This is a genomic window from Marmoricola sp. OAE513 (assembly GCF_040546585.1).
Classification (GTDB): Bacteria; Actinomycetota; Actinomycetes; order Propionibacteriales; family Nocardioidaceae; genus Marmoricola.
Genome location: NZ_JBEPOC010000001.1, coordinates 1105045 through 1126577 on the forward strand (window position 1 = coordinate 1105045; position 21533 = coordinate 1126577).

23 protein-coding genes are annotated in these 21533 nt (G+C 70.5%); 10 read left to right on the forward strand and 13 right to left on the reverse strand.

Going from position 1 to position 21533, the window contains the following annotated elements:
- Window positions 1-62: 62 nt before the first annotated feature.
- On the forward strand, window positions 63-647 hold the full coding sequence (locus tag ABIE44_RS05650) for a TetR/AcrR family transcriptional regulator (protein WP_209720949.1): 585 nt from the start codon (window positions 63-65) through the stop codon (window positions 645-647).
- Window positions 648-687: 40 nt separating this feature from the next.
- Window positions 688-2994 carry an MMPL family transporter gene (locus tag ABIE44_RS05655; RefSeq protein ID WP_209720946.1) on the forward strand — a complete coding sequence of 769 codons (2307 nt, stop codon included), beginning with the start codon at window positions 688-690 and terminating at the stop codon, window positions 2992-2994.
- Here the strand turns inward: ABIE44_RS05655 and ABIE44_RS05660 are convergent, their stop codons facing one another.
- The 4 genes from ABIE44_RS05660 to rplM are packed head-to-tail and all read right to left on the reverse strand — an operon-like array spanning window position 2995 to window position 6039.
- Window positions 2995-3624 carry a class I SAM-dependent methyltransferase gene (locus tag ABIE44_RS05660; protein WP_209720943.1) on the reverse strand — a complete coding sequence of 210 codons (630 nt, stop codon included), beginning with the start codon at window positions 3622-3624 and terminating at the stop codon, window positions 2995-2997. It abuts the gene before it with no gap.
- 52 nt (window positions 3625-3676) lie between these two features.
- Window positions 3677-5026, reverse strand: a complete 1350-nt coding sequence (gene glmM, locus ABIE44_RS05665) for a phosphoglucosamine mutase (protein WP_209720940.1) — start codon at window positions 5024-5026, stop codon at window positions 3677-3679.
- A gap of 17 nt (window positions 5027-5043) precedes the next feature.
- Window positions 5044-5556: a 30S ribosomal protein S9 gene (rpsI, locus tag ABIE44_RS05670; protein ID WP_209723605.1), complete on the reverse strand. Its 513-nt coding sequence runs from the start codon at window positions 5554-5556 to the stop codon at window positions 5044-5046.
- Between the two features lie 39 nt (window positions 5557-5595).
- Window positions 5596-6039 (reverse strand): 50S ribosomal protein L13, encoded by a 444-nt coding sequence (rplM, locus tag ABIE44_RS05675; RefSeq protein WP_209720937.1) that lies wholly within the window; start codon window positions 6037-6039, stop codon window positions 5596-5598.
- A gap of 289 nt (window positions 6040-6328) precedes the next feature.
- Here rplM and ABIE44_RS05680 point away from each other — a divergent pair, with 289 nt between their 5' ends.
- Window positions 6329-7627: a citrate synthase gene (locus tag ABIE44_RS05680; RefSeq protein ID WP_209720934.1), complete on the forward strand. Its 1299-nt coding sequence runs from the start codon at window positions 6329-6331 to the stop codon at window positions 7625-7627.
- Window positions 7624-9075 carry a glycosyltransferase family protein gene (locus ABIE44_RS05685; RefSeq protein WP_209720931.1) on the forward strand — a complete coding sequence of 484 codons (1452 nt, stop codon included), beginning with the start codon at window positions 7624-7626 and terminating at the stop codon, window positions 9073-9075. Before ABIE44_RS05680 ends, ABIE44_RS05685 begins: the two co-directional genes overlap by 4 nt.
- On the opposite strand, the gene ABIE44_RS05690 is transcribed toward ABIE44_RS05685, so the two are convergent.
- Together ABIE44_RS05690 and ABIE44_RS05695 are read right to left on the reverse strand one after the other, a co-directional pair.
- Window positions 9065-10159: a glycosyltransferase gene (locus ABIE44_RS05690; RefSeq protein WP_209720929.1), complete on the reverse strand. Its 1095-nt coding sequence runs from the start codon at window positions 10157-10159 to the stop codon at window positions 9065-9067. The genes ABIE44_RS05685 and ABIE44_RS05690 overlap by 11 nt on opposite strands.
- On the reverse strand, window positions 10159-10380 hold the full coding sequence (locus ABIE44_RS05695; protein WP_209720926.1) for a hypothetical protein: 222 nt from the start codon (window positions 10378-10380) through the stop codon (window positions 10159-10161). The genes ABIE44_RS05690 and ABIE44_RS05695 overlap by 1 nt, the downstream gene beginning before the upstream one ends.
- A 54-nt stretch (window positions 10381-10434) precedes the next feature.
- Here ABIE44_RS05695 and ABIE44_RS05700 point away from each other — a divergent pair, with 54 nt between their 5' ends.
- Window positions 10435-10689: a hypothetical protein gene (locus ABIE44_RS05700; protein WP_209720924.1), complete on the forward strand. Its 255-nt coding sequence runs from the start codon at window positions 10435-10437 to the stop codon at window positions 10687-10689.
- Here ABIE44_RS05700 and ABIE44_RS05705 read toward each other — a convergent pair.
- From ABIE44_RS05705 to ABIE44_RS05720, 4 genes are read right to left on the reverse strand one after another with little or no spacing between them, the layout of a single operon-like run.
- On the reverse strand, window positions 10683-11672 hold the full coding sequence (locus tag ABIE44_RS05705; protein ID WP_209720921.1) for an NAD-dependent epimerase/dehydratase family protein: 990 nt from the start codon (window positions 11670-11672) through the stop codon (window positions 10683-10685). The two genes, ABIE44_RS05700 and ABIE44_RS05705, sit on opposite strands and share 7 nt — an antisense overlap.
- Window positions 11673-11732: 60 nt before the next feature.
- Entirely contained in the window at window positions 11733-12968 is a 1236-nt protein-coding gene (locus ABIE44_RS05710; RefSeq protein WP_209720917.1) for an MFS transporter, read from the reverse strand.
- Entirely contained in the window at window positions 12965-14662 is a 1698-nt protein-coding gene (locus ABIE44_RS05715) for an ABC-F family ATP-binding cassette domain-containing protein (RefSeq protein ID WP_209720914.1), read from the reverse strand. The genes ABIE44_RS05710 and ABIE44_RS05715 overlap by 4 nt, the downstream gene beginning before the upstream one ends.
- A gap of 20 nt (window positions 14663-14682) precedes the next feature.
- Window positions 14683-15012 carry a DMT family transporter gene (locus ABIE44_RS05720; protein WP_354437877.1) on the reverse strand — a complete coding sequence of 110 codons (330 nt, stop codon included), beginning with the start codon at window positions 15010-15012 and terminating at the stop codon, window positions 14683-14685.
- Between the two features lie 107 nt (window positions 15013-15119).
- On the opposite strand from ABIE44_RS05720, the gene ABIE44_RS05725 reads away from it, so the two are divergent.
- Entirely contained in the window at window positions 15120-15683 is a 564-nt protein-coding gene (locus tag ABIE44_RS05725; RefSeq protein WP_209720911.1) for a TetR family transcriptional regulator, read from the forward strand.
- Here ABIE44_RS05725 and ABIE44_RS05730 read toward each other — a convergent pair.
- On the reverse strand, window positions 15670-16593 hold the full coding sequence (locus tag ABIE44_RS05730; protein WP_209720908.1) for an SMP-30/gluconolactonase/LRE family protein: 924 nt from the start codon (window positions 16591-16593) through the stop codon (window positions 15670-15672). The two genes, ABIE44_RS05725 and ABIE44_RS05730, sit on opposite strands and share 14 nt — an antisense overlap.
- Window positions 16594-16673: 80 nt before the next feature.
- Between ABIE44_RS05730 and ABIE44_RS05735 the strand changes: the two genes are divergently transcribed.
- Genes ABIE44_RS05735 through ABIE44_RS05745 form a run of 3 tightly spaced genes read left to right on the forward strand, consistent with a single transcriptional unit; the run spans window position 16674 to window position 18483 of the window.
- A complete protein-coding gene (locus ABIE44_RS05735; protein WP_209720905.1) occupies window positions 16674-16934 on the forward strand; it encodes a hypothetical protein in 261 nt (86 codons plus the stop codon).
- The gene (locus tag ABIE44_RS05740) at window positions 16931-17842 is read left to right on the forward strand and encodes an FAD:protein FMN transferase (RefSeq protein ID WP_209720902.1); all 912 of its coding nucleotides are present in this window, start codon (window positions 16931-16933) and stop codon (window positions 17840-17842) included. The genes ABIE44_RS05735 and ABIE44_RS05740 overlap by 4 nt, the downstream gene beginning before the upstream one ends.
- Window positions 17839-18483, forward strand: coding sequence for a ferric reductase-like transmembrane domain-containing protein (locus ABIE44_RS05745; RefSeq protein WP_209720899.1), 645 nt, complete (start codon window positions 17839-17841; stop codon window positions 18481-18483). The genes ABIE44_RS05740 and ABIE44_RS05745 overlap by 4 nt, the downstream gene beginning before the upstream one ends.
- On the opposite strand, the gene ABIE44_RS05750 is transcribed toward ABIE44_RS05745, so the two are convergent.
- Window positions 18391-18996, reverse strand: coding sequence for a class I SAM-dependent methyltransferase (locus tag ABIE44_RS05750; protein WP_209720896.1), 606 nt, complete (start codon window positions 18994-18996; stop codon window positions 18391-18393). The genes ABIE44_RS05745 and ABIE44_RS05750 overlap by 93 nt on opposite strands.
- A 26-nt stretch (window positions 18997-19022) precedes the next feature.
- On the opposite strand from ABIE44_RS05750, the gene ABIE44_RS05755 reads away from it, so the two are divergent.
- The gene (locus tag ABIE44_RS05755; RefSeq protein ID WP_354437878.1) at window positions 19023-20678 is read left to right on the forward strand and encodes an NAD(P)/FAD-dependent oxidoreductase; all 1656 of its coding nucleotides are present in this window, start codon (window positions 19023-19025) and stop codon (window positions 20676-20678) included.
- Here ABIE44_RS05755 and truA read toward each other — a convergent pair.
- Entirely contained in the window at window positions 20675-21505 is an 831-nt protein-coding gene (gene truA / locus ABIE44_RS05760) for a tRNA pseudouridine(38-40) synthase TruA (protein ID WP_209720893.1), read from the reverse strand. The genes ABIE44_RS05755 and truA overlap by 4 nt on opposite strands.
- Window positions 21506-21533 lie beyond the last annotated feature (28 nt).

Below are 21533 nucleotides of genomic sequence, written 5' to 3' on the forward strand. Positions count from 1 at the left end.
GTGACCGCTCTCACAGGGTCAGGATTTGCACTGCTACTGCCCAAAGTGCAGACTGCACTTCTATGGGTGAGAGTGCAAACGAGGCGCGGCGCGCGACGTCGCGACGGATCACCCGCGCGGCTCAGCAGCTGACCGACGAGCACGGGCTCGACGGCTTCACCATGGACGACCTCGCCGCCGCCGCCGACGTCTCGCGGCGCACGCTGTTCAACTACTTCCCGAGCAAGATCGACGCCGTCCTCGGTGAGTGGGAGGGCCTGCACCGCACGGACGTGGCCACCTTCAGCCAGGGCGGGCCCACCGGGAACCTGGTCCTCGACCTGCGCGACCTCGTGGTCCGTCTGCTCGACACCCACGACATCGACCGGGAGACGCTGGCCCTCAACAGGCGCATCCTGCTGGCCAACCCCCGGTTGCTCAGCGCGGTGCACCAACGCCACGAGAGCATCAGCGCCGAGGTCGTCGCGCACATCGTCACCCGCGAGGGCAAGGCCTTCAACCGGGACCGCGCCACGGTCGCGATCGCCCTGCTCGCCGCCGTCTTCCACTCCGCGATCGAGAACTACGTCGAGGACCCTCGCAACCGATCGCTCCCGCACCACGTCGACGAGAGCCTGCGCACCGCGCAGGCGCTGCTCGGCGCCTGACTCCCCCGTCCCCCGCACTTCCAGCACCAGGAGAACCCCCATGGCCACCTACCTCTACCGCCTCGGCAAGACCGCCTACCGGAGGTGGCCCTTCTTCCTCGCGGCCTGGGTCGTCCTGATCGCTGCGATGGTCGGCTTCGCGATCGGCTTCTCCAAGCCGACCAGCGACGCGTTCACCATCCCCGGGATCCCGTCCGAGGAGGCAGCAGACATCCAGGCCGAGCTGTTCCCGGACTCCAAGAACGCGTTCGACCAGGCCACCGTGTTCGTCGTCGTGGCCGCGCCGAAGGGTGACCGGATCGACGACCCTCGGTACAGCGGGGCGATCGAGACCCTGGTCGACGACATCACCGAGCTGCCGCAGGTCCCCGCCGCGCTCGCCAGCAAGGAGGGCAAGGCCGGCCTGAACCCGATCAACGCCCTGAAGGCCGGCGTTCCTGACGGGGCCGCGGCCAACTTCTACCCGGTCACCAAGGACGGGCGGATCGGAGTGATCACGTTCGACTTCGACGTCGAGACGGTCACCGACGTCAAGCCCGCCACCCAGGACGACCTGGAAGAGGTGATGGCCAAGGCCGCGAAGTCCGGCTTGGAGGTCGAGGCCAACGGCCAGGGCATGGCGAACACCGAGCAGCCGAGCGGGACCGCGGAGCTGATCGGCATCGCGCTCGCGCTGCTCGTGCTGATCCTGACCTTCGGGTCGCTGGCGGCCGCCGGCCTGCCGATCCTGGGCGCCCTCGTGGGGCTCGCGATCGGGATCCTCGGAATCCTGGGCTCGTCCGCCTTCTTCAACATCGATTCCTCCACCCCGACGCTCGCCGGGATGATCGGGCTCGCGGTCGGGATCGACTACTCGCTGTTCATCCTGGCCCGCTACCGGGCCGAGCTCGAGCACACCGAGGACCGGGAGGAAGCCGTGGGCATCGCGGTGGGCACGGCCGGCTCTGCGGTCGTGTTCGCCGGCCTCACGGTGCTCATCGCGCTCTCGGCCCTGGCCGTCGTCCGGATCCCGTTCCTGACCACGATGGGACTCGCCGCGTCCGCCACCGTGTTCGTGGCCGTGCTCGTGGCGCTGACGTTCCTGCCGGCGATGCTCGGGCTCCTGAAGTCCAAGGCCTTCGGCGGTCGTGTCCGCCGCTACACCCCGCGCCGGGAGACCGACGGCAAGATCCTCAACAACGGCGTCCGCTGGGCCCGGCTCGTCGGCCGCCACCCCGTCGCCGCCGTGCTGCTGGTCGTCGTCGCCCTGGGTGCTCTGGCGCTCCCGATCAAGGACCTCTACCTGGCCTTCCCGTCCGACGCCACCGCTCCGTCGAGCACCACCCAGCGTCAGGCGAGCGACCTGATCCGGGACGGCTTCGGGCCCGGACGCGAGGCCCCGCTGTCCGTGGTCGTCGATGCTCGCGAGCTCGCCCAGGCAGACCGACCCGCGGCGTACCAGCAGGTCGTGGCCTGGGCCGAGAAGCAGCCCGGCGTGCTGGCCGCGACCGACGTCGCCGCGCTGCAACCGACACCAGCCGACCCGACCGCCGGCGGCACCAACGTCATCGTGATCCCCGAGTACGGGCCGGACGACCCGCGGACCAAGGACCTGCTCCTGGAGCTGCGGAAGCACGAGTCCTCCCTCGAGAAGAGCACCGGGACCGATATCGGCATCACCGGCCTGACCGCCATCACCACCGACGTCTCGGACCGGCTCAACGGCGCGCTGGCGCCGTACCTGGCCGTGGTCATCGGCCTCGCGTTCCTGCTGCTGATCGTCGTCTTCCGGTCGATCCTCGTGCCGCTGACCGCGACCATCGGGTTCCTGTTCTCGGTGCTCGCCACCCTGGGCGCGACGGTGCTGTTCTTCCAGAAGGGCACCTTCGGGTTCATGGAGGGGCAGCCGGTGGTGAGCTTCATCCCGATCTTCATCATCGGCGTCGTGTTCGGTCTCGCGATGGACTACCAGGTCTTCCTGGTGACCCGGATGCGCGAGGCCCACGTCCACGGTGCGTCGCCGTACGAGGCCGTCGTGGACGGCTTCCGCGGGTCGGCCCGGGTCGTGACCGCTGCGGCCGTGATCATGACCGCGGTGTTCGCCGGCTTCATGCTCGAGGACGACGCCGTCATCAAGTCCTTCGGCTTCGCACTCGCCACCGCGGTCGTGCTCGACGCGTTCGTCGTCAGGATGGTGCTGATCCCGGCACTCATGTACCTGATGGGCGAGAAGGCCTGGTGGATCCCGGCCTGGTTGGACCGCATCCTCCCCGACGTGGACGTCGAGGGCGAGAAGCTGGAGCGTCCCGCGCACAAGCCCGAGCACCTCGAGACGAACGAGTACCTCGAGCGCACCGGGCACCACTGATCAGAGGCGGGCCCAGGCCCACACGACGAGCGGGCAGCCCGGCTCGTTGCTGAGGTCCTTGCCGAACCCGATCCGGGGGAAGCCGTCCAGGTTGGCGCGCGCCGCCTTCCTGTTGCCCCACGCACCGGTGCGGATCGAGGCCGGGTCGAACCCGTTGTCCTCCAGCAGGAACTGCAGCCCCTCCTCGGTCCACCGGTGCACGTCCAGCGGGCACGGGTGCACCCGGATCAGGAACGGGGTCAGGATCAGCACCCGTCCGCCCGGCTTCAGCATCGCGCGGATGTTGGCCAGTGCCGCGGCCGGGTGCCGGAGGTGCTCGAAGACCTGGTCGGCGATCACGAGGTCGAACTGCTCGTCGAGGACGTCCGAGCAGATGTCGAACTCCGGGAACTCCGGGGTGCGGTGGCTGCGGAAGTCGAACGCCGAACGCCAGATGCCCGCGGCCGCGATCTCCAGGACGTCGAGCGTCTCCGGAGCCAGGGCACGGACGTCCGCGAAGGTCGACTCGTACATCACCGCCCGGCACCAGTAGCGCGTGTCGTAGCCGAGTCGATCAGCGACACCGAGGACGCGGGCCTTCAGGCTCGGGCTGGTCCGCACTGCCCGTGAGAGACGTTCCTGCACAACCACGCCCGGAGGGTAGGCCGGATCACCGCAGCCCCGCTGACGCCGTCCACAGCCCTCAGAGGGAGAGGCGCTCGCGTACGACGTCGGCCAGGCGGCCCGCGATCTGCTGGGCCTGCTCGGCGGTCCCGGCCTCGACCATGACGCGGACGAGGGGTTCGGTGCCCGAGGGGCGCAGCAGGATCCGCCCGGTGTCTCCGAGCTCGCGCTCGGCCTCGCCGACAGCGGCCGCCAGGACCTCGTCGGCGTGGGTGCGGGCCTTGTCGACCCCGGGCACGTTCACCAGGACCTGCGGCAGCCGCACCATCACCGAGGCGAGCTCGGCGATCGATGACCCGGTCCTAGCCATCCGGTCGAGGACCTGCAGCGCGGTCAGGATGCCGTCGCCGGTGGTCGAGTACTCCGAAAGGATCACGTGACCGGACTGCTCGCCCCCGAGCGTGTGCCCGGAGTCCTTCATCTCCTCGAGCACGTAGCGGTCACCGACCGCCGTCTGGACGACCTTGATGCCTTCGCCGGTGAGCGCCTGGACGAAACCGAGGTTGGACATCACCGTGGCGACCACGGTGTCCTGGTGGAGCTTGCCCTGCTCGCGCAGGGACAGCGCCAGGATCGCCAGGATCTGGTCACCGTCGACGATCTCGCCGGACGCGTCGACCGCCAGGCAACGGTCGGCGTCCCCGTCGAGCGCGAACCCGACGTCGGCGCCGTGCTCGCGGACGGCGGCCTGCAGCACCTCGAGGTGGGTCGAGCCGCACCCGTCGTTGATGTTCAGCCCGTCGGGCTCCGCGCAGATCGCGATCACCTCGGCACCGGCATCGCGCAGCGCGGTCGGGCCGGCCTCGGACGCCGCGCCGTGGGCACAGTCGAGGACGACCTTGATGCCGTCGAGACGGTTGCCGATCGTGCTGTCGAGGTGGGCGGCATACTCCTCCACCGCAGTGGGGTGCCGACGTACCCGACCCACCGCGGCGCCGATCGGCCGCTCCCAGGGCTCCTCGAGGCGGGCCTCGATCGCGTCCTCGATGGCGTCGTCGAGCTTGATCCCGCCGCGGGCGAAGAACTTGATGCCGTTGTCCGGCATCGCGTTGTGCGAGGCGGACAGCATCACGCCGAGGTCGGCGTCCAGGGCACTGGTCAGGTACGCGACCCCCGGGGTCGGCAGCTCGCCGACCAGGAGGACGTCGACGCCTGCGGACGCGAGTCCGGCCACGACGGCGGCCTCGAGGAACTGACCCGAGATCCGGGTGTCCCGTCCGACCACCGCCACCGGGCGGTGGCCGGCGAAGGTCCCCCGCTCGGCGAGCACGTGCGCTGCGGAAACAGAGAGGTCCAGGGCCAGCTCCGCCGTGAGATCGACGTTCGCCAGGCCCCGGACCCCGTCCGTGCCGAAGAGCTTCTGAGCCAAGGCCCGAAACTCCTGGATCAGCGCTTGCTGAACTGCGGCGCCTTGCGCGCCTTCTTGAGACCGGCCTTCTTGCGCTCGATGACGCGGGCGTCACGCGTGAGCAGCCCGGCCTTCTTGAGCGACGGGCGGTTGGCCTCGGTGTCGACCTCGTTGAGGCAGCGGGCCACGCCCAGGCGCAGCGCGCCGGCCTGACCGGTGATGCCACCGCCGTGGATGCGGGCGATCACGTCGAAGCGGCCCTCGAGCTGCAGGTTGGCGAACGGCTCGTTCACGACCTGCTGGTGCAGCTTGTTCGGGAAGTAGCTCTCCAGCGTGCGGCCGTTGACCGTCCACTGACCGGTGCCCGGGACGATCCGGACGCGGGCGACGGCTTCCTTGCGGCGGCCGGTCGCACCGGCGGGCGCGATGGTCGCCGGCCGGGCCGGGGTCTCCAGGCTCGGTGCGCTCTCGGAGGAGTACGCGACGCCGTCCTCGTTGACCTCGTAGGTCTCTTCGACGTCGGCGTCGACGACGGCCTCGGTCTCGTTGATGTTCTCAGTCACTTCAGTTCCTCAGGTCTCGGGAAAGTCTTACTGGGAGATCTGGGAGATCTCGAAGGGCTTGGCCTGCTGCGCAGCGTGCGGGTGCTCCGAACCGGAGTAGACCTTCAGCTTCTTCAGCATCTGACGACCGAGGCGGTTCTTGGGCAGCATGCCCCAGACTGCGCTCTCGATGGCCTTGCGAGCGTCCTTCTCCAGCAGCTCGCCGATCGGGGTCTGGGTCAGACCGCCCGGGTAGCCGGAGTGGCGGTAGTTCATCTTCGTGGTCGCCTTGCTGCCGGACAGCGACACCTTGGAGGCGTTGATGACGATGACGAAGTCACCGGTGTCGACGTGGGGCGCGAAGATGGTCTTGTGCTTGCCGCGGATCAGCGTGGCGACCTGGACGGCGAGCCGTCCCAGGCGGACGTCGGTGGCATCGATGATGTGCCACTCGCGCTGGATGTCAGCGGGCTTGGGGCTGTACGTACGCACGTGTTTAAGCCTTTACCTCAGTTCGTGTCCGCAGCGGGAAGTCCCCTCTGCAGCGGTGCTACCACGGCTTCTGACGAACACTGCCCGGCTTGCCCCCAAGGTGGCGTGGCATCCGGGTCTGCACCCAGCCCCGTGCGGGGGGCGTGGCGCGGCAGGAGTCGCGACCAGCAAGAGTACCGGCGTACGGGCGGGAGGGTCAAAACGAGAGACGGGTTGGCGACCGTCCCCGCACAGGGAATAGGTTGGTGCTCGAAGAGCAGAGCACGACACAGAGTGCGAAGGAGCCCTTGTGCCCGACGACAACAACTCCCTGACCGTCCGCGACAACCGGACCGGCAAGGAGTACGACATCCCGATCGCCGACGGCACCATCAAGGCCGCCGACCTCGGACAGATCAAGCTCAGGGACGACGAGCCCGGCCTGGCGACCTACGACCCCGGGTTCGTGAACACCGCGTCCACCAAGAGCGCTGTCACCTACATCGACGGCGACAAGGGCATCCTCGAGTACCGCGGTTACCCGATCGAGCAACTGGCGGAGAAGTCGAACTTCCTCGAGGTCGCGTACCTCCTCGTGTACGGCGAGCTGCCGACCAAGGAGCAGTACGAGTCCTGGGTGCACGAGATCACGTACCACACGTTCGTGCACGAGAACGTGAAGGGCTTCATGCAGGGCTTCCGCTACGACGCCCACCCGATGGGCATGCTGATGGCCTCCGTCGGCGCGCTGTCGACGTTCTACCCCGAGGCCAAGAACATCTCCGACCCGGAGAACCGGCACATCCAGATCGTCCGGATGATCTCCAAGATGCCGACCCTCGGCGCCTGGGCCTTCCGGCACGCGCAGGGCAAGCCGTACGTCTATCCCGACAACGAGCTGTCCTACACCGAGAACTTCCTCTCGATGCTCTTCAAGATGAGCGAGCTGCGCTTCGAGGCCGACCCGCGCCTGGTCAAGGCGCTCGACGTCCTGTTCATCCTGCACGCCGACCACGAGCAGAACTGCTCGACCAACGCGGTCCGGTCGGTCGGCTCCTCGCAGGTCGACCCGTACTCGGCCGTCGCGGCCGGCGTCGGCGCCCTCTTCGGCCCGCTGCACGGTGGCGCCAACGAGGCCGTCCTGCGGATGCTGCGCCGGATCGGCTCGAAGGAGAACATCCCCGCCTTCATCGAGGGTGTGAAGAACGGCAACGAGAAGCTGATGGGCTTCGGGCACCGGGTCTACAAGAACTTCGACCCGCGCGCCACGATCATCAAGAAGGCCTGCGACGACGTCTTCGAGGTCACCGGGGTCAACCCGCTCCTCGAGATCGCCAAGGAGCTCGAGAAGATCGCCCTCGAGGACGAGTACTTCATCAAGCGACGGCTGTACCCCAACGTCGACTTCTACTCGGGCCTGATCTACGAGGCGTTCCAGTTCCCGCCGGAGATGTTCACCGTCCTCTTCGCGATCGGCCGTACGCCGGGCTGGCTGGCCCAGTGGCTGGAGCTGACCCAGGACACCGAGCAGAAGATCGCGCGTCCGAAGCAGATCTACACCGGCGACCGCCAGCTGACCTTCGTTCCGGCCTCCGAACGCTGGAAGTGACGCGCAGCCTCAGGGATCGGTTCGGTCGGGGCCCGGGACGCCGCTACCGCGAGGTCGGCACGGCCCTGGACCGGATCGCCTCTGCTGCTGCGCTTCCCGGTGACGACCGCGCGGCTGCCAAGCGGCGCCGGAAGCAGGCGGCTGCCGAGCTCGGTCCCGTCCGCGCCCACCTGCGGGCCGCGCCCGAGGACGAGGGCAAGGTCCGCGCAGACATCTCGGCGCGCGGCCTGGACGAGCTCTTCCCCTGGCGGCGCCTGAACGAGGGGCGCGCCCGCGACCTGGCGGTGCTCTACTGCTTCACGCCCTATCAGGACACCAGCGCCCTGGTGGCCGCGCGACGCATCCACACCCGCGGTGTGGTCACCGACGTGATCTCCCAGCAGCTCGACGACACCCGGCAGACCGACCTGTCCTCCCGGCGGATCGCCCGGGAGTTCCTCGACCAGACCCGGATCCTCGAGGGTCCCTCGGACCACGGCAGCTGGGAGCACGTGCGCACCTTCGTCGAGGGCGTCCTCGCCGAGGTGTCCGCCCTGGAGGCGGAGAAGGGGCCGTACCGGACGCTCTACACCCGCGCGATGGCCGCGCACTCGCACTTCGCCGGCGCGGTGCTCAAGCTGCGCAACCCCGACCTGCACTGGACCGCGGAGTTCTCCGACCCGCTCCACCTCAACGCCTACGGCGAGGTCCGCGCCAACGACGTCGCCGACGACTGGCTGGTCGCCGAGATCTCCGCCGGGATCGAGGCCGCCGGCTTCTCCGTGCCGGCGACCCGCCGACTGTTCACCTGGGCCGAGCTGGTCGCCTACGCGCTCGCCGACGACGTGCTGTTCACCAACTCCCACCAGCAGCAGTTCATGCTGGGCTACTGCGAGGACCGCGCCCTGGCAGACCGCGCGGCGACGATCGCCCGGTCCGAGCACCAGCCGACCCTTCCTCCGTCGTTCTACCGGCTCGGCCGGGTCGACTACGACCTCGACCCCGGCGTGGTGAACATCGGGTACTTCGGCCACTTCTTCCGCACCCGGGGACTGACCGAGGTCGTCGAGGCGATCTCCCGCCTGGACCCGCAGGAACGCAGCCGCGTCCGGCTGCACGTCTTCACCGGCAGCCCGGCCGCGGTCGTCCAGGAGGTCGCGGACCGTGGACTCGGCGACGTCGTCTCCGTGCGCGGGTACGCCGGATTCCTGCCGTTCCTCACGCTGACCACGCTCTTCGACGTCCTCCTGGTCAACGACGCCGTCACCACCGACGTCTTCGACATCAACCCCTACCTGCCCTCCAAGGTGTCGGACTACCTCGGCAGCGGTACGCCGATCTGGGGCGTCTACGAGCCGGGCAGCATCCTCAGCGGCCTGGAGATCGCCCACCGCAGCGAGCTCGGCGACGCGCACGGCGCGCTCGCCGTGCTGCGGCGGCTGATCGGGCCGAGCGCCGTCAGCGACTGAGCAGCGGTTCGATCGCGGCGGCGTACGCGGCGGCCATGGACTGGGGTGATCTCCTGGCCGCACTGGCGCGCGCGCTCCCGCGGTACCGCTCGGGCTCCTCGAGCACGGCACTCAGCGCGGTGGTCACCGCGTCGGCCAGCGAGGCGGGGTCCTGCGGCTCGAAGAGCCAGACGTGCGCCTCGGCCTCCCAGGCCTGGAGCGCGCCGGCACGCGGTGCGACCACCGGCAGGCCGAAGGTCTGGGCGAGCAGGAACGCGCCGGAGTTGAGGATGTCGCGGTACGGCAGCACGGCGAGGTCGGCGGCGTTCATCCAGACCTGCAGCTCGTCGTCAGGCACCTGCTCGAAGGCCGACACCACCCGGGGGTCGTCCTCGCAGCGCTTCCTGAGGTCGGCGACCTCCTCCTCGCGCAGGGGTCGTCCGGCGACCAGCAGCCGCAGCTTCGGGTCCTGCTCCGCGAGCACACCGAACACGTCCAGCAGCCCGTCCAGGCCCTTGTACGGGCGGATGCCGCCCAAGGCGACCAGGACGCGGTCGTCCTCGGCCAGCCCTAGCCGCTCGCGGGCCTCGTTCCGGGTGATCGTGTCCGGGTAGACCCCGAGGTAGCTGGAGTGCTCGACGACCTCGGTCCGGGCGGGGTCGAGCTCGTAGTACTCGGTCACCGCCTCGAAGGTCGCCGGCGAGAGCACCTGGACCTGGTGCGCGCGGTCGACGAGGAGCCGTGCCAGCTCGATCTCGGCCCAGCGGTGCCGGGCGTCGTGCGGCAGCACGTTGTGGACCGTCCAGACCAGCCGGCCACCCGCCGCGAGGAACCCGTCCAGGGCGACGGTGAACCGGTCCAGCACCAACCGGGTCCGGAACGGGCCCTCGATGCCCTGGAGCAGCGGCACGGTCCAGTGCAGGTGCAGGATCCCTGGCGCGCCCTTGTCCGCGGCACGACGACGCAGGAAGCGCAGCAGGTTCTTGACGGGCACCGCCCGCGCCCCGACCCGCCCGAGGTCGGCGTGCAGCATCGCCTGGTACGGGTTGCCGTTGCTGTAGTCCGGGAAGAACCGGACGACGCGTCCGGGGTCAGGCTTGGCCATCAGCGGCGACGCAGCCTGCCGAGCAGTCCCTTGGACAGCTCGTCACGTTCCCGCACGAGCTCGGCGACGCGCTCGTCGCGCTCCGCGAGCTCACGGGCGCCCAGGACCAGCTCTGCGGCGAATTCCGCGCGCTCGTCCTCCAGGCGTCGTGTCACCGCGGCGAGCTCCCGCTGCAAGCGTTCGACCTCCTGACGGAGGTGGTCGGCCTCCCCCGAACTCACGTGGGTCTCCTCCTGGTGCTGATCTGCGTGGACGTCGCCAGGTTACTCTGAGGCATGCAGCTGAAGGACGAGCCGGACGGCGACGAGCCCGAGCTGATCACGCCCGAGGACTTCCTGCCGCCGAGCCCGTTCCCGGTCGACGCTCAGCGGATGGGCATCGACCGCTACACCGGCGGCGAAGCCGGGTTCCTCGCCGTCGTCTCCGCACTCGACGGCAGCAAGCTGACTCACCGGCTCTTCGCCTACTTCCTGCTGGTGACCGTCGTGGGGTGCTTCTGCTGGACGCTGTTCGGCCAGCTGAATCACTGAGCCAGCAGCGCCGCTTCCTTCTCGGGGCTGGTGCCGAGCACGCCCGCGCGCCCGCTCGGCGTCGTCGGCCAACCCTCCCGCTGCAGCCAGGCCCAGGTGTCCCGGACCGTCTCGGCTACCGGTCGCGTGCTCAGACCGGCGGCGAGCGCAGCGGAGACGTCGGCGTCGTGCAGCGGCGCCAGCTCGCCGGTCGGCGGGGCCCAGATCGGCAGTTCGGTCCACCCCGAGACCCCGGCCGCCTCGATCTGCTCCGGGGAGCGCCAGACCAGCTCGGCGGCGGACCCGGCCACGGCCACGCACTCCTCCAGCAGCTCGCCGATGGTGGTGTGGCCCGGCTTGCTGACCGTGTTGAACGTGCCGGTGGTTCCCGACTCGGCGCAGAGCAGCAGCCACGCGGCGAGGTCGCGGCCGTCGACGTACTGCAACGGGCGGTCGACGGGTCCGGGCGCCGGCACGCGGCCGCCGGCCGCGATCCGGCCGAGCCACCACGGCAGCCTGCCGACGACCTCGTACGGACCGAGGACGAGACCGGCACGTGCGCTCAGCGACGGCCCGGCGAAGGACTGCTCGACAGCGAGCTCGCCACCCCGCTTCGCCGCGGCGTAGTCGCCTGCGTCGGTGCTCGCCGGGTCCGCGTCGACCACCGGCGCCGACTCGTCCGCGCGAGAAGGGATCGGCCAGCGGTGGACCGATCGGCTCGACACGTACGACAGGTGGCCCGTGCGGCCGTTCAGGAGCCGGGCGGAGTCACCGACGACCGCGGGCTCCTCCGACCAGGTGTCGACGACCGCATCCCAGGTGTCCTCTCCGAGCGCCGCCGCCAGTGCTCCGGGAGTCCGACGGTCCGCCGTACGGGCGTCGACGCCCCGAGCAGCGGGAGTGCTGCCCCGATTCACCGTCGTGACCTCGTCGCCGCGGGCAAGGCCCGCCTCCACGACCGCACGTCCGACGTGCCGGGTACCTCCGAGGACCAGTAATCGCATGACGCCGACTCTGGTCGCCGGGGGCGTCCGGGGCAAGAGCGATCCGCCCTCGGCAGAACCTCAGCGCCGCTGGAGCGTCCGGATGTCGCGGGACACGCAGACCGCCAGCAGGCTCGAGCCCGCCATGACACCGCCCACCACCAGCAACCACTGGCTGTAACCGACGGCCGCGGCGATCGGGCCGGTGAGCGCGAGTCCCAGGGGACGGGCGACGAACGACCCGACCGCGTCGAAGGAGAACACCCGGGAGAGCTTGTCCTCGGGGACGTTTTGCACGATCGAGATCTCCCAATTCTGGTCGAACACCTCCAGACCGAACCCGTGCAGCGCAGCTCCGAGGAGGATCACCACGAGGTGGTCGGACACGGCGAGAGCGAACGGGAAGCACGCAGTCAGCGACAGGCAGAACGTGCCGACCAGCAGGCCGCGCCGGGGACGCCAGCGCAGGTTGATCAGGCTGCCGACCATGAACCCACCCATCAGGGCGCCGAGCGCCAGACCCCAGGCGGCCTCGCCGACGGCGTCCTTGACGACGATCGGGCCGAGCACCGACGCCGCACCCCCGTAGAACAGGTGGTAGAGCAGGGCCTGGCTGATCAGCAGCCAGAGCCAGGTGTGCCGGAACACCTCGGCGGCCCCGGCTCGCATCTCGGCGAGGATCGGCTCGCGGACGCCCGTCCCGGTCACCCGCGGTACGTCGATGAAGTGGAAGCAGGCGGCAGCGACCGCGAACGTCCCGGCGTCGACCGCGATCGCCCAGCCGGAGCCGACCGACGCCACCAGCACGCCACCGAGCGCGTAGCCCAGCGTGTTGGCGCCGTTCTGGAGCACCCGGCGCAGGGCGATGGCGGAGGACAGCTCGTCGGGCGGGATCGTCTGCGGGGTGAGCGCCGAGGACGACGGTCCGCTCAGTGCGCCGAGCATCCCGTTGACCGCTCCGACGATGCCGAGCAGCGTGATCGAGGACCAGCCGCCGACCAGGCTCGCCGCGATCAGCGCCTGGGTGAGCGCGGCTCCGGCGGCGGAACCCTGCATCATCAGCTGGCGCGGCAGCCGGTCCCCGAGGACGCCGCCGAACAGCGTCGTGACGACCTCGGCGAGCGCGAAGGACGCCACCACCAGGCCGAGCTGGGTCGCCGAGCCGCCGAGGTCGAGGACGGCGAACGCGAGTGCGACCGGGGTGATCGAGTTGCCCAGCGCACTGACGCCCGCGCCGAGGGCCAGCAGCCGGAAGTTGCGGTGCCGGAGCACCGCCAGCGCTCGGGAGCGCTGCGGGGTGGGGCTGGTCCCGTTCATCGATCCCGCTCGACGCGACCCTCGTCCCACACCGGGTCGTCGGACTCGTAGACCGAGCCGTCCGACCCGAACACCAGGAACCGGTCGAAGCCGCGGGCGAACCACCGGTCGTGGGTGACAGCGAGGACGGTGCCCTCGAACGCCCCCAGGCCCTCCTCGAGCGCCTCGGCGGACTCCACGTCCAGGTTGTCGGTGGGTTCGTCGAGCAGCAGCAGCGTGGCCCCGGACAGCTCGAGGAGCAGGATCTGGAACCGTGCCTGCTGGCCACCGGAGAGCGACTCGAAGTTCTGCTCGGACGCGTGCGCGAGCTCGTAGCGGTCCAGGACCCGGGCGGCTTGCTCCTGGCCCATCCCCTGCCGGTGCGCGTCACCGCGGTGCAGGATCTCCAGCAGGGTTCGTCCGATGAGCTCGGGGTGGTCGTGCGTCTGCACGAACCAGCCGGGGCGCACCCGGGCGCCGAGCTTGGCGCGGCCCGCGTGCCGCACGGGCACGATCTCCGCCTCGCCGACCGGGCGGTGCTCGACGTCGGGGTCCGAACCTCCCGCCGCGAGCAGCCGCAGGAAGTGGGACTTGCCGGAGCCGTTGGACCCCAGGACGGCGACGCGCTCGCCGTACCAGACCTCGAGGTCGAACGGCTTCATGAGCCCCGTCAGCTCGAGGCCCTCACACACCACGGCGCGCTTGCCCGTGCGACCACCGACCAGGCGCATCGTGACCTTCTGCTCGCGCGGGATCGCCTGCGGTGGGCCGGCCTCCTCGAACTTGCGGAGCCGGGTCTGCGCCGCGCGGTACTGCGAGGACATGCCGTCGTTGTACTCGGCCTTGATCTTGAGGCGCAGCACTAGAGCCTTGACCTTGGCGTGCTCCTCGTCCCAGCGCCGCTGAAGCTCCTCGAACCGCTCGAACCGGGTCTTGCGGGCCTCGTAGTAGCTGGTGAACCCGCCGGGGTGGGTCCACGTGCTGTTGCCGACCCCGTGACCGCCTCGGGCCAGCTCGACGGTGATGATGCGGGTGGCCGTGTTGGCGAGCAGCTCCCGGTCGTGGCTGATGAACAGGATGGTCTTGGGTGAGGAGCTGATCCGCTCCTCCAACCAGATCTTGCCGGGGACGTCGAGGTAGTTGTCCGGCTCGTCGAGCATCAGCACCTCGTCGGGCCCGGCCAGCAGGTACTCGAGCACGAGCCGCTTCTGCTCACCACCGCTGAGCGTCGAGAGCGCCCGGTACTTCGCCTTGTCGTAGCCGATCCCGAGCCCGGCGGTGCAGCAGGTGTCCCAGACGACCTCGATGTCGTACCCGCCGGCATCGGCGAACTCCGCGAGTGCCGTGGCGTACTTCATCTGGGTGGCCTCGTCGTCGGTCTCCATGAGGAGCATCTCGAGCCGGTCGACCTCCGCCGACGCGGCCCGCACCCGTGCCGGCGAGACCGAGAGCAGCAGGTCGGCCACCGTCGGGTCGGGGCCGAGACCGGCACCTACGGCTTGGCGCATCACGCCGAGTCCCCCTGTGCGGGTGACCGCGCCGGCGTGCGGCGTGAGCTCGCCGGTGATGATGCGCAGCAGCGTGGTCTTGCCGGCACCGTTGGCTCCCACCAGAGCGGCCTTGGCGCCCTCACCGACCCGGAAGGCGACGTCGTCCAGCAGGACGCGGCCGTCCGGCAGCTCGTACCGGACTCCGGCGACGTCGACATGACCCACGAGGAAGGATTGTGCCCGGATCAGGCGTGCGCGGCCACCAGGTTCAGTCCCAACACCCCGAGCACGATCATCGCCAGCGAAGCTGCTTTGAACCAGCTCATCGACTCCCCGAGGAAGGCGAACCCGATCACGGCCACCGCCGCGGTGCCGACACCGGCCCAGACGGCGTACGCGATGCTCACCGGGATCGAGCGAACCACGAGCGCGAGCAGCCAGATCGAGACGCCGTAACCGGCGACGACGACGAGGCTCCAGAAGGGGTGGGTGAAGCCGGCCGCCTTCGGGAGGAGTGCCGTCGCACCGACCTCGACCCCGATCGCCACCGACAACATCACTACCGCGCCCAGCATGGGAACCACTGCCCTTCGTCGTGCAGGCTCGACGACCGAGCCCGATGTAGCACTCGCTACAGATCTAATGTAGCACTCGCTACAGTCAGCACGCTAATCTTTACCGCATGGCCGACCACCACCGCGAGGAGCTCCTCGAGCAGGCCACCGACTACGTGCTGGAGCACGGTCTGATCGGGCTCTCCTTGCGCCCGCTGGCCGCGGCGATCGGGACCAGCGACCGGATGCTCATCTACCACTTCACCAACCGGGACGCGCTGATCTCCGCGGTGGTCGCGCGCTCCAACGAGCGGGCGATGGCGGCGGTCGCCGCGCTCCCAGGTGCGCCGAGCATCCGTTCCGGGGTGAACCGGCTCTGGGCTGCCTACCGCACCGAGCCGTTGTCGAGCTGCATGGACGTCTACTGCCAGGCAGCCGCGACCGGGCTGATCGGACGCGAGCCGTACCTCAGCGACGCCCGCGCCACGGCCGAGCTCTGGGTCGCCGCCCTGCGGGAGTACCTGGTCCGCTGCGGGGCGCCGCCGCGCCGGGTCGCCCGGATCGTGACCCTGGTCGACTCCGCGCTGTACGGCTTCCACCTGGACCTGGTCACCGATGACCCCGACGAGCTCGCGCGTGGAGTCGACGACCTCGCGCGTGCAGCCGAGACGATCGGGACTAGCCGGGCGTGATCCGGGTGACGGTCCCGGTGAAGCTGGTCGCGTAGAGCGACGCCGGGTCCCACCCCGGTCCTGCCCCGAAGCGAACCGAGGACACGAAAGCGATGCCTTGCGCGACCGTGCACTGCGCGCCGGTGTCCGGGTTCACCCGGATCACCTTGCCGGCGACGTTGAGCGCGACGTACAGGTTGCCGTCGGCCCCGAGGGTCAGGTCGTCGGCGGAGTTGAGGGGGCCGAAGCCGGGGATCTCGATCGTCCGCGGCGTGGCCGTCGGGTCGTTCAGGTCGATCACGCTGATCAGCGTCTTCGCGTCGAAGGTCGAGTCGACGTACAGGACGTTGCGCACGGGGTCGACGGCCATGCCGTTCGTCGACGTCGCGGCCGGGGCGAACGGAGTCGCGCCGCCGGTCGACGGGGTGACCCGCGTCATCGACCCCTTGCCCAGGTCCCGGCTGACCACGAGGTCTCCGCCGGGCAGGCGGGTCATGCCGTTGGGCATGACCAGACCGGTCGCCACCGTGCTCACCACGCCGGTGTCGAGGTCGACCTTGTTGATCCTGCCGTCCTTGATGTCGAACAGTCCGGACAGGACACCGTTACCGCTGGTGAAGTAGAGCGTGCGACCGTCGACGACCAAGCCGCCCGGCGAGGTCACGTTCGGGACTGCCGTGCCCTTGACGCCCGTCGGCGTGAGGGTCCGGACGCCGCCGGGCGTCCCCAACGCGCCGGTCTCCGACAGCAGCATCCTGCCGGCGCCGTCGAACGCGAGGTTCTCCAGCGTGCTGTAACCGCCGGCCACCTTGGACTTGGTCCACAGCGGACAGCCGGCGGCGAACGCCGAGGACTCGGTGCCGGAGACGGCGAGGCAGGACGCGACCAGTGCGGTGGCAGCACCGATCACCCACCGGGAGGGAGAGGGCATGCGCAGATCCTAGGCGAACCGACGGCTGGCTCTCGGGCGGTTCAAAGGTGCTCCACAGGAAGCGGGAGCACGGTCGTCCCATGACCACCAGGGAGCACCAGAAGCGTCTGATCAGCAAGCTGCGGCGGAGTCTCGTCGCATCGTCGGTGGTGGGCTCGCTCGGCATCGCCGGGTACCTCGGTTTCACCACGCAGGCCGCGAGCCCCACCGACGGGACCTCCACAGACACCACGTCAACGGACACGACCACGGGCTCCGCCTCGTACGCCGACCAGACCGGCGGCTCCCCCGACCTCTCCCCCGGTTCCGGCGACTCGCACGCGACGGCGAGCGGGTCATGACCGCGGCACTCGAGTGGAGTGTGTGGAGCACGACTGCTCGCGTCGTCGTCACGGAACCGGCGGTGCTCGAGGAGGCTCACGAGCTCTGCGTCGGGATCCTCACCGTGATCGGTGCCGTCGCGAGCCGGTTCGACCCGGGTAGCGAGATCAGCGTCCTCCCGGACGACGGTCTGCCTCACCCGGTCTCGCCGCTGCTCGCCGACCTGGTCGCGGAGGCGCTCAGCGCCGCCGAGATCACCAACGGGGCCGTCGACCCGACCGTGGGCTCGACGTTGATCGACCTCGGCTACGACCGCGACATCACCCTTCTCGAGTCCGGGCCGGAGTCAGGCGGCAGCGCGGTCGCGCAGATCCGACAGGTCCGCGGCTGGCGCTGCGTCCGCCTGTCCCGCGACACCCTCACGGTGCCGGTGGGCGTCGTCCTGGACCTGGGCGCCACCGCGAAGGCGAGCGCCGCCGACCGGTGCGCGCGCGCCGTCGCTGCACGCTTCCGGTGCGGCGTGCTGGTGGCCCTCGGGGGCGACATCGCCACAGCGGGAGCGGGACCGGACGGCGGCTGGCAGGTCCGCGTCCAGGACCTCGCCTCGGACCGCCCGGACCAGGTCACGCTGCCCTCCGGCTGGGCGATCTGCACCTCGAGCACCCAGCGGCGGACGTGGGACCGTGACGGCTGCCAGCACCACCACGTGATCGATCCGCGCACGTCCCGCCCGGTAGCCGACACCTGGGCGTCGGTCTCGGTCGTCGCCCGGACCTGCCTGGCAGCGAACACGGCGTCCACGGCTGCCCTGGTGCACGGCCGCTCCGACCTCAGCTGGTTGGCACGGCTGGGGCTGCCGAGCCGGGCGCTGGCGAGGAACGGCAGCGTGTACCGGTTCGGCGGATGGCCGCGTGAGGACGCCGCATGAACGCCGAAGAACTCGAGACCGCCCTGTGGGTGCTGGGTCGCGGCACCGGCATCGTGGCGCTGGTCCTGCTCACCGTCAGCGTGGTCCTCGGCATCACCGTGAGGTCGCGCAAGGTTCTCGGACCCGTTCCCCGGTTCGGGGTGACCGACCTCCACCGGACCGCCGGGCTCACCGCCAGCGGTCTGGTCACCACGCACGTGCTCACCCTGCTCCTCGACCCGCAGGCGGGACTGCGGCTGCTCGACCTGGTGGTCCCCTTCGTCGGCGGTTACCGGCCGTTCTGGCTCGGCCTGGGCACGCTGGCCCTCGAGCTCGTCCTGCTGGTGGCGGTCACCGGACTGCTCCGGAAACGGATCGGCGAACGAGCCTTCCGTGCCGCGCACCTGACGTCGTACGCGCTCTGGCCGATCGCGCTCGGGCACAGTCTCGGGACCGGGACGGACGCCGGGACCCTCTGGATGGACGGCCTCGCGGTCTGCTGCGCCGTCGCGGTGCTCGCGGCCGGCTGGTGGCGGATCGGACCGGACTTCGGAAAGCCCTCCCGGGCCTCAGCCCCGGCGCGACTCCAGCACCCGGAAGCCCTTGGCGCTGCCGACCTTGACGGTCGGGTACCCCTGGTCGGTGAGCCACGTCGCCAGTGAGTCCGCGCCCAGGTTCTTGCCGACGACCAGACGAGCGCGACCGCCCGGCGCGAGCCGCGGCAGCCAGGTCAGCAGCAGCTCGTGCAGGGCTTCCTTGCCGATCCGGATCGGCGGGTTGGACCAGATCTCGTCGTACGTCGCCGACGGGTCGACCTGCTCGGGAAGGGCCGCGGTGAACCGGTCGGCGACGCCGAGCTCGGCGGCGTTCTCGTTGGCGAGCAGGACAGCGCGCTCGTTCACGTCGACGGCGGTCACCGTGCAGCCGGGAACAGCGATCGCCACGGCCAGGCCGATCACGCCGTAGCCGCAGCCGAGGTCCAGCACGGTCCGTGCGTCCTCCGGCGGAGCCGAGTCCTGCAGCAGCACACCGGTACCGATGTCCAAGCGGCCCTGGGCGAAGACGCCCGAGCCCGTGGTCAGCTCGAGCCAGTGGCCCCAGATGTTGGTCCGCACCGGAACCCGCTTGAACGGGGTCCGGGGGTCGGCGGTGAAGTAGTGCTCGTCCTCTGCCACGGGTCGAGGCTACTAGGCTCACGATCGTGAGCCTTCCGCTGATCGTGCTGTGCGCGCCCGAGAACCGTGACGTCCTCGCCGACGAGTTCAGCCGCTACTCCCGCGACTACGAGATCCGCACCACCGCCTCCGCGCAGGAGACCGCCGAGCTGCTCACCCGGGCCCGCGCCGACGGCGAGGCCGTAGCCCTGCTGGTCACCGAGTCCCGGCTGCCCGACAGCGAGGTGCACCCGGCCCTGCACGTCTGGCGCGGGATCGTGCCGACCGCCCGCCGGATCGTGGCGGCGCACTGGAACCACTTCATGGAGGACGCCGACCAGCTCCGCCCGGGGCTGGCCACCGGCAAGTACGACGCGTTCCTGCTGACTCCGCGCGGGGCCCGGGACGAGGAGTTCCACACCGCGATCACCGAGCTGCTGTCCGACTGGGGGTCGACGGTCGCCGCCCCCGAGGTGGTCGCGGTCGAGGTGCTCAGCCCGCCGCGCAACCACGTCGTGGCGGGCATCCGGGACTTCCTCGACCGGATGGGCATGCCCAGCGCGGTCGTCGACCCGACGTCCGAACGCGGCCGCGAGCTGCTCGCGACGTACGACGGCGAGCACGTCTTCCCGCTCGTCTCGCGCGCCAACCGTCCCCTCGCCCCGGTCCTGACGGTCCGTGACGTCGCCGCGCTGATCTACGGGACACCGGGCGACATCGAGGTCGACACCGTGGTGGACCTGGTCGTCCTGGGCGCCGGGCCGGCCGGCCTGGCCGCCGCCGTGTACGGGTCTTCCGAGGGCCTGTCCACCGTGGTCATCGAGTCCGAGGCGATCGGCGGGCAGGCAGGCACCAGCTCGATGATCCGGAACTACCTCGGCTTCCCCCGCGGCATCTCCGGGATGCGCCTGGCCCAGCGCGCCCGCAACCAGGCGATCCGCTTCGGCACCCGGTTCTTCACCGGATGGCCGGTGACCGCCCTCGTCCCCGGCGAGCCGGGACAGCCCCACCGGGTGTGCACCGAGGGCGGGGACGTCCTGGCACGGGCCGTGGTGATCTCGACCGGGGTCGACTACCGACGACTCGGCATCGCCGCACTCGACGAGCTGGTCGGGCACGGGGTCCACTACGGCGCTGCGGTGAGCGCCGCCCGCGAGCTCGACGGGTACGACGTCGTCGTGGTCGGTGGAGGCAACTCGGCCGGACAGGCAGCCATCCACCTGGCCCGGTTCGCGCGGTCGGTGACCATCATGATCCGCCGCCCCGACCTGTCGGAGACGATGTCGGACTACCTGATCCGGGAGATCTCCTACAACGACGTGATCTCGGTGCAGCCGTGCGCCCAGGTCGTCGACGGCGGAGGCGACGAGCGGCTGCAGTGGATCGACGTCCTCGACCTGAACACCGAGCAGGTCACCCGACGCGAGGTAGCCGGCCTGTTCCTGCTGCTGGGCGCGGACCCCGGCTGCGACTGGCTGCCGGACGACATCTGCCGCGACGAGCGGGGCTTCGTCCTCGCTGGCCGGGACATCCCGCAGCACCTGTGGCGTGACGGCGTACCCCCGGCCAACCTCGAGACGTGCGTTCCCGGGATCTTCGCCGCCGGCGACGTCCGGGGCGGCTCGATGAAGCGCGTCGCGGCCGCCTCCGGCGAGGGCGCGTCGGTGGTCCCGCTCGTGCACAGCTACCTGAACGGCGTCTAGTCCCCCAGGGTCCGCCGTCGACGCGCACCCGTCGCCTGGGCTTCCAGATCGGCGTCCTCGGGGTAGGCGACCTCTTCCAGCGTGAGCCCGTGCGCGTGCGCGACGATGATCGCGGAGTCGCGCTCCTTCGCGGACAGCACCTCGGCCAACCAGGCCGCTTCGCGCCGTCCCTCCCCGACGACGGTCAGCGCGCCCACCAGCGAGCGGACCATGCTGTGGCAGAAGGCGTCCGCCTGGACCGTCGCCACCAGGATGCCGTCCACGCGCTCCCACCCCAGACCGGTCAGCGACCTGATCGTGGTGGCCCCGGCACGCTTCTTGCAGAAGGCCGCGAAGTCGTGGAGACCGAGCAGGTGGGCGGAGGCCTCGTTCATCGCATCCAGGTCCAGCGCCCGCGGCCAGGCGACCACGTGGCTGCGCGACAGCGGGTCGACCAGTGCGGGGTCGTCGGCGATCCGGTAGGCGTAGCGGCGCCAGAGCGCTCCGAACCGGGCGTCGAAACCAGCCGGCGCCTCGGCGACCCGGTGCAACCGGACGTCAGCGGCGACGACGCCGTTGACCCGGCGCAGCAGCGCGTCGGTCGAGGCGGGCTCGGCCCTGGTCGACATCCGGTCGAGCGCGTCGTCGTCGAGGTCGACGTGTGCCACCTGACCCCGGGCGTGCACACCGGTGTCGGTACGGCCGGCCACGGTCAGCGTCGTTCCGCTGGTGCGCAGCACCGTGTCGAGCGCGGCCTCCAGCTCGCCCTGCACGGTGCGCAGGCCAGGCTGCCGGGCCCAGCCGTGGAAGGCGGAGCCGTCGTAGGCGAGATCCAGGCGCAGTCGCACGCAGACATCATGCCGTGCGGCGCCGTGC